The 12,254-nt window shown below is 66.2% G+C and carries 9 protein-coding genes and 2 pseudogenes; 3 read left to right on the top strand and 8 right to left on the bottom strand.

The features are described from left to right. Positions 1-96 precede the first annotated feature (96 nt). Entirely contained in the window at positions 97-1,026 is a 930-nt protein-coding gene (locus tag ACVBD7_RS25720; protein ID WP_458098320.1) for a LysR family transcriptional regulator, read from the top strand. Between the two features lie 252 nt (positions 1,027-1,278). Further along, positions 1,279-1,647, top strand: a complete 369-nt coding sequence (locus ACVBD7_RS25715) for a response regulator transcription factor (protein ID WP_458098319.1) — start codon at positions 1,279-1,281, stop codon at positions 1,645-1,647. A gap of 54 nt (positions 1,648-1,701) precedes the next feature. On the opposite strand, the gene ACVBD7_RS25710 is transcribed toward ACVBD7_RS25715, so the two are convergent. From ACVBD7_RS25710 to ACVBD7_RS25680, 7 genes are all read right to left on the bottom strand, one after another. After that, positions 1,702-2,955 (bottom strand): epoxide hydrolase family protein, encoded by a 1,254-nt coding sequence (locus ACVBD7_RS25710; protein WP_458098318.1) that lies wholly within the window; start codon positions 2,953-2,955, stop codon positions 1,702-1,704. 90 nt (positions 2,956-3,045) lie between these two features. Beyond that, on the bottom strand, positions 3,046-3,621 hold the full coding sequence (locus ACVBD7_RS25705; RefSeq protein WP_458098317.1) for a hypothetical protein: 576 nt from the start codon (positions 3,619-3,621) through the stop codon (positions 3,046-3,048). A 58-nt stretch (positions 3,622-3,679) separates the two neighbouring features. Further along, positions 3,680-5,125 (bottom strand): YncE family protein, encoded by a 1,446-nt coding sequence (locus tag ACVBD7_RS25700; RefSeq protein ID WP_458098316.1) that lies wholly within the window; start codon positions 5,123-5,125, stop codon positions 3,680-3,682. Positions 5,126-5,135: 10 nt separating this feature from the next. Next, positions 5,136-5,525 (bottom strand): DUF305 domain-containing protein, encoded by a 390-nt coding sequence (locus ACVBD7_RS25695; protein WP_458098391.1) that lies wholly within the window; start codon positions 5,523-5,525, stop codon positions 5,136-5,138. A gap of 223 nt (positions 5,526-5,748) precedes the next feature. Further along, a complete protein-coding gene (locus ACVBD7_RS25690) occupies positions 5,749-6,582 on the bottom strand; it encodes an alpha/beta fold hydrolase (RefSeq protein ID WP_458098315.1) in 834 nt (277 codons plus the stop codon). Between the two features lie 362 nt (positions 6,583-6,944). Further along, entirely contained in the window at positions 6,945-8,231 is a 1,287-nt protein-coding gene (locus ACVBD7_RS25685; protein WP_458098314.1) for an epoxide hydrolase family protein, read from the bottom strand. Between the two features lie 381 nt (positions 8,232-8,612). After that, the gene (locus ACVBD7_RS25680; protein ID WP_458098313.1) at positions 8,613-10,058 is read right to left on the bottom strand and encodes an MATE family efflux transporter; all 1,446 of its coding nucleotides are present in this window, start codon (positions 10,056-10,058) and stop codon (positions 8,613-8,615) included. Between the two features lie 428 nt (positions 10,059-10,486). On the opposite strand from ACVBD7_RS25680, the pseudogene ACVBD7_RS25675 reads away from it, so the two are divergent. Further along, positions 10,487-10,747 (top strand): annotated as a pseudogene (locus ACVBD7_RS25675) (DUF3489 domain-containing protein); the annotation flags it as partial. 430 nt (positions 10,748-11,177) lie between these two features. On the opposite strand, the pseudogene ACVBD7_RS25670 reads toward ACVBD7_RS25675, so the two are convergent. Further along, positions 11,178-12,158 (bottom strand): annotated as a pseudogene (locus tag ACVBD7_RS25670) (IS3 family transposase); the annotation flags it as partial. Positions 12,159-12,254: the final 96 nt, after the last annotated feature.

Raw genomic sequence — 12,254 nt, 5'->3', positions numbered from 1 at the left:
GTCTGCTTTCGATCAGCCGAAGGTAGTCGGGCCGGTTCCTACGAATTAGCCGGGATTTCATTGCAACATTCTCAAGGGTTGCTTTAAGAATTCCTTGTGGAGACTCTTTCGAATCTCGAATCCTTCGTCCGCAGCGCGGATCACGGCAGCTTCTCGGAAGCGGCCCGCCGCATGTTCCTGACCCCGGCGGCCGTCAGCCGGAACGTGGCAATCCTGGAGCGCAACCTCGGCGTTCGCCTGTTTCACCGATCGACGCGCAAGCTCACCCTCACCGAGGCAGGGGAGGCATTCCGCCTGGCCCTCGCCAACAACCTGGAGGGCGTCCAGCAGGCCATCGCAACCGTCACGGCCGGCGAAGGCGAGCCAGCCGGAACGCTGAAGGTCAGCATGGCGCCCACTTTCGGCGTGAGCTTTCTCCTGCCGCTCCTGCCGGGGCTGCTGGCGCGCTACCCCGGCATCAGGCCGGAATGGCACTTCGAGAACCGCCAGGTCGATCTCGTTGCGGAGGGCTACGACGCCGCCATCGGCGGCGGGTTCGACCTGTCACCCGGGATTTTCTCCCGAGCCCTGGCTCCCGCCCACATCATCGCCGTCGCGTCCCCCGCCTATATGCGCGGGCGCTCGCCGCTGACGGATCCCAGTGGTCTCCAGGCTTTGGATGGGGTTGTCATGCGCTCCCTGCAATCCGGGCGCATCAGGCAGTGGACCATGCGCAATGTCGGCGGAACAGAGATGCCGGCGCCGCTTTCAGAGCGCGTGGTCGTCAACGATCCAAGTGCCATGCGCGAAGCGGTGCTTCTCGGCCTCGGCGTGGCGTTGGTCGCGGTTCCGGACGTGCTGCCACTCCTCGAGGCTGGCGCGTTGGTCCGTCTCGTCCCTCACTGGTACTCCGACGCTGGCGCGATTTCGGTTTACTACAGCTCACGCACCCTGATGCCGGCGAAGACCCGTGTCTTCGTCGATTGGATCGTTGACGCCTTCAAAGAACAGCGACTCGCAGAGCGTCTGGCTGGAAGTCTGACCTGAAGACGAGTGGCACCACGCTGCCCCTGAGTACCAGCTCACCGAAAATGCCAAAGCGACGGCCAGATCACCGCATGGTCACTGGCTAGCAGGCCGGGTCGCCAGCACCTCACCCGAACCATCTCCCGCGAGAGCGCAGGCGAGATGATATTCGATGTTTCATCCTCGCGTATAATACCGCTGGATGACTGCGGAATGCATTCTGCTCAAATATTGCAGCCACCACGGCGGCAGGTGGGACGGGGATCGGAAGAGGTGGACGGGATCCCGCTGATTGCGGTGGTGGATGACGATGAAGGCGTGCGGCGTTCGCTGGATGGGCTGGTCCGTAGCCTCGGCTACCGCGTGGCGATCTTCTGCTCGGCCGAAGCTTTCCTCAACTCGGCTGAGCGGGAGGACAGCGCCTGCATCATCAGCGACGTCCAGATGCCCGGGATGAGTGGCCTCGAGCTGGCCGAAGCCATTGCCGCCTCGGGGGCTTGCATCCCGATCATCCTCATGTCCGCCTTCCTCGATGACCGCTTCACGGCCCAGGCGCGTGCGGCGGGCGCGCGCTGGTTTCTGCGGAAGCCTTTCGATGGCGACTGTCTGATCAGTTGCCTCGACCTTGCCCTGACCTCCTGAGCCGAAGCATCCGGCCATCCGCACCGGCAAACCCCGTCCGATGGACCTCACAGCTTAGCCCTTGTTCCGCACAGCCCGGAAGCAGGCGCGCATCTCGGCCGAGAACACGATTGGCTGCTCGAAAGCGGCGAAGTGCCCGCCCCGGTCCACCTCGTTCCAGTAGATCAGGTTCGGGTAAGCCTTCTCACCCCAGCTACGGGGAGCGCGGTACAACTCACCGGGGAACACCGTAACCCCAACCGGGATCTCGACGCCGACCACGAAGAAGGCAAGGTCCGCATTCTCCGCGTAGAAGCGGGCCGACGAGGCCGCGCTGTTCGTGATCCAGTAGAACATGATGTCGTCGAGCATCTCATCTCTCGTGAGAACCCGCTCGGGAACTCCGCCGCTATCAGTCCATGCGATGAACTTCTCGTAGATCCACGCGGCCTGCCCCACAGGTGAGTCCGCGAGCGCATAGCCGATGGTCTGTGGACGGCTCCGCTGAACCGCTGCGTAGCCCGACCCTTCATCGAAGAAGGCCTGCAGCGACTTCATCGCTGCGGCCTCCTCCGGAGACAGGCTCGCCGGCGTTTCCCTGGGGATAACGGCCGGCATGTTGACGTGGATCGCGGCTAGACCCTGCGGGGCCTGACGGCCCATCTCCTGGGTGACGACGGACCCCCAGTCGCCGCCCTGCGCAACGTAGCGATCATATCCGAGCCGTCCCATGAGCCCGTGCCAGGCACGGGCTGTCCGTTGACGGCCCCAGCCCGCATTAATCGGCTTCCCCGAGAAGCCGTAGCCCGGGAGGCTGGGCAGAACGAGGTGAAACGCATCGCTTGCCTCGCCCCCATGTGCCATTGGGTCCGTCAACGGGCCGATGACCTTCAGCAGTTCAACGATCGAACCGGGCCAGCCATGCGTCATGATCAGCGGCAAGGCATCCGCGTGCCTGGACCGGATATGCAGGAAGTGGATATCCAGCCCGTCGATGGTCGTGACGAACTGTGGGATCGCGTTGAGACGGCGCTCCAGGTCGCGCCAGTCGTACCGGTGTCGCCAGTGATCGACCAATGCGCGCATCCGATCCAGTGGCACGCCCTGCGAGAGGTCGCCCACCGTCTCACGCTCGGGCCAGCGGACCGCATCGAGCCGTGCTTGAAGATCCTTGATCGCCTCATCGGCCACGGAGATCCTGAAGGGCCTGATTTCGCGAGAGGCGGGCTGCGCCCCGGCCGGACTGGCCGACCCTGTGATGGCCGAGGATGTGCCACCCGCCAGCACCATCCTGGCCAGGGATCGACGGGAGTGATCCATGCTGATCATAGCGCAGCTCCTGCTTTCTGCGCCGGACCTATACCTCGCGACCACGGGGTTGATCCGTCACCCGTGAGTAGGAGGGGATCATACCTTGGTTTAGGTCGGCCTCGCCCCGAGCTGCCGCCGCACCTCATCGGCCAGCGGGTGCAGCCCGTCGAGTGGAAGAACCCCGGCCAGGCTGTACCCGGTCCCGTTCGTGGCCCAGGTGACGGCCTCGACCGGCCCGCGGGAATGGCGGGCCATGCGGGTGTCCCGCTCAACCGCCATGCCGCGCGTGACCAGCACCAGCCGCGTGCCCTTGTCGTCATCGAACATGAACATCGCGGCCGGGCCCTGGGGCGTGGGCACCACGCGCCCGCCCATGAGCCGGTACCCGGCGGCGGAAAGATCCGGCACCGCAACACGCCGGCCCAGGCGGTCCGAGGCCCAGGCGACCAGCTCCGCGCCGCTGCTCGCGCCCAGTTCCACCGGACGCCGCCTATCCGACGCATAGGCGGCGTAGCTGTCGGCCGCCTGCTGCGCGAGGGCGGCGATGCCATGCGGCGCCTCCACAGGGCCAGCCAGCCCGTCCTGCACCAGGTCGTCCGCGGCGCCCTTGTCCCGCAGCAGTCCCCGCGCGTAGCGGCGGAGCGAGGGGATGAGCGGCTCGATCAGCCGCGCCATGTCGTTCATGGCCAGGGCATCCCTCCGGGATGGCGGACCTGCCCGCTCGCCGGGCAGGCCCTCGGGCTCAAGGCTGCTGGACCTGCACCGGCGCCCCGGGCTGCCCCGCGCCGCCCGGCAGGATGACGAGGTAGCGCCGGGGCAGGTCGGCCGCGCCCTGCACCACCTGCCGGATCGGGCCCACGGCGTTCACGATAGCAGCGCCCGCCGGATTGGTCATGAAGTTCGCCAGCGGCTCCAGGGCGCCCTGCCCGTCCCCGTGCTGGGCCAGGGCAAGAACATAGGGCTTCCCGGGCTGCAGCCCCGTCACGGAGGCCTGCAGCACCTGGGTCAGCCCTTGCTCAAAGAGCGAGACGCTGGTGGGCATGCCTGGCCTACCCGGCTCGCCCAGGGTGATGTGCGCCGCCTGGCCCGCCAAGCCGAGCGGCTGCAGGTTCGCGCGCCCGTCGCCCTCCGGAACCGCGCCCGGCACGTAGTTCACCGCCTGCGGTGCCTGACCAATCGGGACCTGCCCGATCACGCGGTTGGTCGCCGTGTAGATCGCGACGAGCGCGTCCCCGTTCTCCAGCCCGACATAGACCCGGCTGCCATCGCCCGCGGGCCAGATGCCATGCGGCAGCTTGCCAACCGGAATGGTGGCGACCTGCGAGAAGTCGTCCGTGCGGAAGACTTTTACCTCGTTCAACCCGCCGATCGTCACATAGGCAAAGGTCCCGCCAGGGGTGCGGGCGAAGTTGACGTGGTTGGTGATCGGCCCGGTGTCGAAGCTGCGGATCACGTTGAAGGGCGGCCGCGCGTTGAACACCATCGTCCGGCCGACATCCTTCAGCGTCATCCAGACCTGCGTGCCGTCCGGCGTCGCCGCGATGTTCGGGCAGAAGGGGCTGTCCTGCCTCACCCGCCCGACGATCTCGTGGCTGCCCGTGGCGACCACCACCGTCTCGGGATTGAAAGAGGAGCAGACATAGCCGTAGGCCCCGTCGGGCGAAAAGATCGTCATGCCCGGGCCGGCGGGCACGCGGATGCGCGTCTTCTCCTCGAAGCTCCGGGCATCCAGCACGGCAACATAATCCTCCCCGCGCACCGTGACCCACACCTCCGACCCGTCCGGCGTGAAGAAGGCCTCATGCGGGGAGCGGCCGACATAGGTGGTGTGCTTCACCGCGTTGGTCGCAGTGTCGATGAAGGTGACGGAGTTGCTGCCGATCGAGACCACGGCCAGCGTGCGGTGATCGGGCGAGAACCCCATGCCGTGCACCAGCACCTGGCCGCGATAGAGTGGGCTGAAATTGCCGGGCTGCGGATCGCCGAGCCGGATCACGCCCAGCAGCGTGTTGCTCGCGGGATCGGTGACGGAGACCGTGTTGGAGAACTGCTCGGCCGCATAGACGCGGTCCTGGTGCGAGATCGGCTGGTCAGGCGCGGAGGCCGCACCCGGGGCCTGGCCGGCCCAGGCGCCGGCCGCGAGAAGGCTTCCGCCCAGGCAGGCGGTCGCGAGAAGACGTGCTCTCATGGGGGATGTCCTAGCGGGAGGGGGTGGGCGTAGCCTGGGTCGGCGCGGCGGCCGAGGGCGGCGGCGGCTCGCCGAGCGCGAGCTGCATGGCCGCGATCTCCTGCTGCTGCGTGACGATGATCTCCTGCGCCAGCCGCCGGAGCTGCTCGTTCCCCCCGTGGCGGAGCAGGGCCGTCGCCATGTCGATGGCGCCCTGATGGTGCGGCGTCATCATCGCGACGAAGTCCCGGTCGATGTCGCCGGTTGGCCGGACCTCCATCATCGCCATCATCTTCGTCATGGCCGCCTCGTTCTCCGCCAGGAAGGACGCCTCGCCCGCGGGTGCGGCGGCCGCAGGAGCGGGATGGTGGTGGCCCTCATGCGCCAGGGCCGGTTTCGCCAGGAGGGCAGCAAGGAGCATGAGCCCGCCCTGGCCGCTGCGGCAGATCCTGGTGTTCCGAAGCGCGTTCAATGGTTTCTCCTTGCTCGGCCGATCGCGCCGTCTTGGAGAGAGACACCGCCGGCCGCCGGATATTCCACGCGACCGTCGATTTTCCCGCGAAGCCCGGTGGAAGGCCGCATTGACCACCGGAATCCGGTCAAAACGGCCGTCCTGTCTGCCCTTGGCCCAGCGACTTCCCCGCTCAGCCCTTGATGAAGGCGAGCAGGTCGGCGTTGATGACGTCGGCATGGGTCGTGGCCATGCCGTGCGGGTAGCCCGGATAGGTCTTCAGCGTGCCGTGCTTCAGCAGCCCGATCCCGATCCGCGCCGAGTCCGCAATCGGCACGACCTGGTCGTCCTCGCCGTGCAGCCACAGCACGGGCACCTGGATTGCCTTCAGGTCCTCGGTGAAGTCGGTCTCGGAAAAGGCCTTGACGCACTCGTACTGGGCGAACGCCCCGCCGGCCATGCCCTGCCGCCACCAGTTGTCCACCACGCCCGGGATGGTCGCCACCCCAGGCCGGTTGAAGCCGTAGAAGGGGCCCGCCGGGACGTCGCGGTAGAACTGCGCGCGGTTGGCGGCAAGCGCCGTGCGGTAACCATCAAACACGTCGATCGGCTGGCCACCTGGATTGGACGCGCTCCGCAGCATGACCGGGGGCACGGCGCCGAGCAGTGCGAGCTTGGCCACGCGCCCGTTGCTCCCATGCCGTGCCACGTAGCGCGCCGCCTCGCCTCCGCCGGTGGAGTGGCCGATATGGATGGCGTTCTTCAGGTCGAGATGTGCCGCAAGCGCCGCAACGTCCGCGGCGTAGGTGTCCATGTCATTGCCCTTATCCGTCTGGCTGGAACGGCCGTGACCGCGTCGGTCATGCGCGATGACGCGAAAGCCCTTAGCGGCGAAGAACAGCATTTGCACGTCCCAGTCGTCCGCGCTCAGCGGCCAGCCGTGGTGGAATACGATTGGCTGGCCCGAACCCCAGTCCTTGTAAAAGATCTGCGTGCCGTCTGTGGTGGCGATAGTGTTGCTGCTCATGGTCGCATCTCCTGCGGGTTGGTGGAAGGAATTGGGCGTGGCTTGCATGTCGGGGCGAGCTGTGGCGGCATCGCCCGTTGCTGAGAGCACCAGTCCCGCGGCGGTAGCGAAACCGGCGGCCATCAAGTCTCGCCGGCGCAATCCTGCTGCTGTGATGCAGGAACTGCCGTCCGTCGCAGCGCCTTCGGGCGGACCGGGCTGCGAGCAGAATGCCGGTGCAGGAGTCGGAGATCTTCGCATGATGAATGCTCCAGGTTCTTGCTGATGATGTCGCGCCACGTATCCACCGCCGAAGCCGAGACAGAAGGCTTAACCAGGCGAAGCTCACCGCCAACGGCCGAAAACGGCCGGCCGATCCGTGCTCAGCCGCGGCTGTGCCTGAATGCCCTGCGCATCTCCTCCGCGAAGAGCTCCGGCTGTTCGAAGGCCGCGAAGTGACCGCCGCGGTCGACCTCGTTCCAATAGAAGAGGTTCGGCCAATGGGCTTCGGCCCAAGCCCGCGGCGCACGGTAGATCTCACGTGGGAAGATGGTCGCCGCCATGGGGAGCTCGATGCGGCCGGCATTGAAGCCGCCGCCGTCTCGGCCGTTCTCCCAGTAGATGCGGGCCGAGGAGGCCGCGGTGCCCGTGAACCAGTAGAGGGAGATGTTGTCGAGCATCTCGTCCAGCCCCAGCGCGTCCTCCGGCTGACCTCGATTGTCGGTCCATGCCTGGAACTTTTCGTAAATCCACATGGCTTGGCCGGCGGGTGAATCGCTGAGCGCGTAGCCGATCGTCTGCGGCCGCGTCGCCTGCTCCAGAAAATAGCCATAGCCGTCGCTGCCGAAGCGTGCCGCGGCTTCCATCGCGGCCTTCTCGTCCGGCGCAGGGTTCTCCGGAAGCCTCTCCGGGAAGACGAGAGGCCAGTTCACATGGGCAGCGGCCAGCCCGGCCGGACGAAGATGGCCGAGCGCATGGGTGACGCCCGCGCCCCAGTCGCCGCCCTGCGCCACCCAGCGCGTGTAGCCGAGACGCTGCATCAGAGCCGCCCAGGCCCGGGCCGTGCGGGCCAGGTTCCAGCCCGTCTCCTGCGGCCTGTCTGAGAAGCCGAAGCCCGGCAGGGACGGAATGACGACGTGGAACGCGTCCTCCGCCCGGCCGCCATGAGCGGTGGGGTCTGTCAGGGGCCCGATCACCTTCAGGAACTCGACGACCGATCCCGGCCAGCCATGGGTCAGGATAATGGGCAGCGCATCCGCATGCGGCGAGCGGATATGCAGGAAATGGATCCCCAAGCCGTCGATCCGCATCCGGAACTGCGGGAACGCGTTGATCCGCTGCTCGAAGACCCTCCATTCATAACCATCGCGCCAGCGGGCGATAAGCGCCTGCGCCTTGGCGAGCGGCACACCCTGAGACCAATCCTCTACAGTCTCGCGCTCAGGAAGACGGACGAGATGGAGGCGCCGCTTCAGGTCGTCGATCGCAGTCTGGGGCACGGCGACGCGGAAGGGCGACACCTCATCTCCGGCCACCGGCATGAGTGAGGACGACGTGCTGCGCGTTTCAACGGCCCCTGCACTGCGGCCCGTCGAGGTGGCAAGAAGTGCTGCCGACCACTGCATGAACGCGCGCCGATGTGTGGTGCTGAACGGTGGTCTGGTCGTCATCGTCACGCCTTCATGCTCGCCTCCAAAAGCTGCACGACTGCATGCCAATCCGAAATCATACGGAGGTATGAGTATATCCTGCCTGTATGAACTGCGTGTCCAGTCCCAATCCTCCAGCTGGTCCGCGTGGTCTGGCACGGTCGGGCCGACGTGAGCAGACGACTGCGCGCCAGCCGCGAGAACACCTCGCTGGCCGCAGATCTGCTGAGGAGCAACACGGCAAGGCCTCTCCACATGCCGTACCCTGACCTCATCACTTGGTAGTACGCTGGTGGTCGAATGTTTAGCCCGGAGATAACGGCCGGTGAGACGTGGCGGAAATTTTCCGCGCCAGCGTCCCGACTGGCGAAGAGGCCACAGCCAAAACGCTCTTTATGCCCGCTACGAATCTGCGCCTTGTGTAGGAGAAGGCACGTCCGGTGCCGCAATCGCCAACGTACCGGTGGGCGTGGCGACCGACAAGTCGCCGCGCTCCGAGACAGGGGAGCGACCCTCAGGCCCCAATCGCCTCGTCACGGTGAAGGCAACGAAGCACGCTGCTGTTCCGAAGAGCACGGCGCCCAGCGCCTGCCCAACCAGAACGCCTTCGGGACCATAGGTGGCACCAAGTGCGACCAGCGGAATCGTGCCCAGGGTGGCACGGCCCCAATTGAAGGCCGTGGACAGGAGAGGTCGGCCAAGATTGTTGAATGCGGCGTTGGACACGTACAGGGCTCCGACGAACATGAAGCTGCCGGCGACCCAGTCGCAAAACAGCCGCACGATTTCGGCCGTGACACCCTGGGCAGAGAACGCTGCGATGAGCAGATCCTGTCCGAGCCACAGTAAGACCCAGGCCGCCACCACCGCCACGAGGACGAAGATAAGGCTGTCACGCAACGCGCTCCGGACCCGGTCGAACCTCCCGGCCCCGAGGTTCTGCGCAACGACGGGACCGACCGCGCCTGTCAGGGCATAAACAAGCCCGAAGGCCACGGGCGTGATGCGGTCGATGGTCGCCTGACCCGCAACGGCGGCCGGGCCGAACGTCGCCATGCTGCTGGTGACATAAGCAGCACCGACGGGGGTGGCGAGGTTGGCCAGCACGGCCGGGCCGGACACCGCCAGCACGGCGCGCGCGTCGGCAGTGAAAGCCGAGAGCTCGAACGGCCCGAGCAGGTCATGCCGCCGGGCCGCGCCGTGCCAGCCGACAAAGGCCAGCAGCGCCCGGGACAGCACCGTGCTGATGGCCGCGCCTGTCAAGTCGAGCCCCAGCCCGAAGATGAGCAGCGGGTCGAGCACGGCCGTGGCGAACGCGGCCGCCAGCGTCACCATCATGGAGCCGCGCGCATCCCCGACCGCGCGAAGGAGGGCGGCGAAGCCCATGCCCACCGAAACCGCGGGCACCGAAACCGCGGTGACCACGAGGTAGCCCGCCGCGAGGCGGCGTGTCTCGCCCTCGGCCCCGAGCAACTCCAGGATGGGATTGACGGCCGCGACGGTCGCCACCGCCACCAGTGCGGTGAGCAGCGAGACCAGGACGAGGCCGGCCGTCGCCACCCGGCGCGCATCCGCCATCTGCCCAGCACCGACCCGGAGAGAAACGGCGGTGCTCAGCCCGATCGTCAGTCCGATCGTGATCGACACCTGGAAGAACCCCACGGTACCGGCAAACCCCACCGCCGCCGCAACCGTCTGCTGGCCGAGCAGCGAGATGTAAATGAGGTTGATCAGGTCGACGGCGAAGACGGCCACCAGCCCGATAGCACCGGTGCCCGCCATGACAGTGACGTGGCGCATGGTCGAGCCCGTCAGGAAGCGTGCGTCGGGTTCGGAGAGTTTGGCCACGAGGCATCCTGTAAGATTGCAATTGAACGGACTGACTCGCTCATCCCGGGCAGATGCCAGAAGTTGCGCCGATGCTCCGTTACGGGTGGGTCTGTAACACCATGGCCAGCCAAGGTCAGGTGCCGACCGTGCCGTCGGAGCGGGGCCGGGGTGTCACGGCACCCGAGGATCCAGGAAGGTGTAGAGCGCAGCAGTCCGCCGTTCTTGGACGACAACAAAGTCGAGGCCCCTGATGCTCAGTGCGTCGCCGGCAGGTCCGAACCGCTCGGCAGCGCAGGCTGAGGCATTGGTACAACCACACGGCATGCTGCATCACCTCAGCTGGGTAGCGAAAGCCTTGGTGGGCGCTCCAAGAAGTTATGCAATGCAGGCTATAACGGCACTCTGGACCCGCCAACCTGACATGGCCCTAGCAAGGCGCCGTCCTCACGCTCCTGCGCCGAGTGAACGATGCCACCATTGCCCAGGTGATCGAGGACACCGGATGGGTCCAGCACACCAGCCGAGATTTCCTACCCAGGCTGAAGAAGAAGTTCCATACAGCCGAGGTTCTCGAGCGGGTGCGCCAGGTTGGACCCGGGGCTCGGGAGCGAAGGGCAGCTCCTCGATCTGTGGCATCGGTGCAGGAAAGCCTGGCTGATGGGCGTGCGCCGCGGTTCCACCCAGCCCCGGTACGGCGCCCCGTTTGATCGGGTTTCCACCGCCGAACAGGGGCACTCCAGCCTGGAACTCAAGACACGGCAAACGAGAGGCTGGTGATTTAACCGTGGTGTTTACGCCCGATCGGCCGTCTCGTCAGGGCATGACTGAGAACGCCACTGCCTATGACGCCCTATCGACACGGCCGGCAGCCCTACGATGATCGCTGCCGCTATCGTCAGAGCCATTGCGAGCTGCTGACGGTTCACCTTTCCCTAGTTCGGGATCACCCGCAGTCTCACCCTGGACCGCCTCACGCCAAAGACTGTGGCGCGCCGATTGTGGACATCGTGATTGGTGCGAAAGATCTCGCGCCAGCTCAAGTCCAGCAACGAGGGTGCTGGCCAGCGCCGCCGGTAGGCGGACCGCACGGTCAGGTGCATTCGCCGGAAACCTTGGAATGCAGCGCTCCAGCGCCAACAGCTTGCCTTTGAAGTTCTCAACATTGCCGTTCTCCCAGGGACTGCCGGGCTCAATGTAGGCAGCCTCTGCCCCTACGTCGCTGATCCAACCCATCACCGCGGTGCCCGCGATCGCCGGTCCGATGTCGGACCGGGTATGGCCCGGGTTGCTGCGCAGGATGAACAGGTCGGGAGAGGGCATCGATCACGTCTGCCGCCCCGAGCTTGCGCCGCCCAGATGGCTAGGCACTTGCGGGTGAACTCGTCGTCCAGCGGACCTCTTGGTTCGACAACGTTGCGCATTCGGATCTTGCGGCCGTCCTGGGTCAGATCCTCGACGAAGTCGTAGGCCCATACGTGGTTCGGCCTCTTCGGCCGCAGCTGAATACACGCGCCGTCGTTCAGCCAGAGCCACCCGCGCCTGGGTTGCCGAGCTAGGACCCTTAACCCGTTGCGCGGCGCCAGACGCGCTCTACCCTCTTGTCGTTGCAGGATCAGTCCACTGCGCGGAGCAGAGCCGTGATCCGGCGGTGGCCGTACCTCCCATACCGCTGGGCCCGGTCGGCGATGCTCGCCGTCAGTGCCGCCGAGTTATCGTATGAATGCGGAGCCTTGCGCTGCGTCGACCGGTGCTGACCCAGCACTGCGCGGGCCCGGCGCTCGGACACACCAAGTTGCTTCGTTACATGTCCCACCGCCGCCCGGCGGCATGCGGGGCTTGTAGTTTCCCGCTGCTGCCTCCTTCAGGATTATCTTGTCGAGCAACAGGTCCGACACTGCCCGTCGCAGCCGTGCATCCTCCCTGCTTCAGCTTCTTCAGGCGCTTCACTTGATCGAGCTTCGGGCCACCGCACTCTGCTCGCAATTGGAGGTGTGTCGGCTCCGTCACCCCTTTGGACTGCACCGCATCGGACACCGATTTGCCTTGCCGCGTCAGAACCTCAATCTGCCGCAGCTTGGCGACCGTCCCCTCCACCGCGTGCCTCTTCCTCCGGCCCATCATCCACCTATTCGCACTCGACGCCGGACTGCATAAGCGGTGGACTACTCCTAGGGGGCCACTCAAGTTCTGTGCGGGTATTTTGGAAAAACAATG

This window comes from Roseomonas sp. WA12 (genome assembly GCF_054165765.1).
This window is presented reverse-complemented; position numbering and strand designations above follow the sequence as displayed.

What these genes read in the sequence shown, in the direction of transcription:
- ACVBD7_RS25710 (WP_458098318.1), bottom strand. Translation starts at nt 2,955, where the DNA reads ATGATCAGCATGGATCACTCCCGTCGATCCCTGGCCAGGATGGTGCTG.
- ACVBD7_RS25705 (WP_458098317.1), bottom strand. Translation starts at nt 3,621, where the DNA reads ATGAACGACATGGCGCGGCTGATCGAGCCGCTCATCCCCTCGCTCCGC.
- ACVBD7_RS25700 (WP_458098316.1), bottom strand. Translation starts at nt 5,125, where the DNA reads ATGAGAGCACGTCTTCTCGCGACCGCCTGCCTGGGCGGAAGCCTTCTC.
- ACVBD7_RS25695 (WP_458098391.1), bottom strand. Translation starts at nt 5,525, where the DNA reads ATGCTCCTTGCTGCCCTCCTGGCGAAACCGGCCCTGGCGCATGAGGGC.
- ACVBD7_RS25690 (WP_458098315.1), bottom strand. Translation starts at nt 6,582, where the DNA reads ATGAGCAGCAACACTATCGCCACCACAGACGGCACGCAGATCTTTTAC.
- ACVBD7_RS25685 (WP_458098314.1), bottom strand. Translation starts at nt 8,231, where the DNA reads ATGACGACCAGACCACCGTTCAGCACCACACATCGGCGCGCGTTCATG.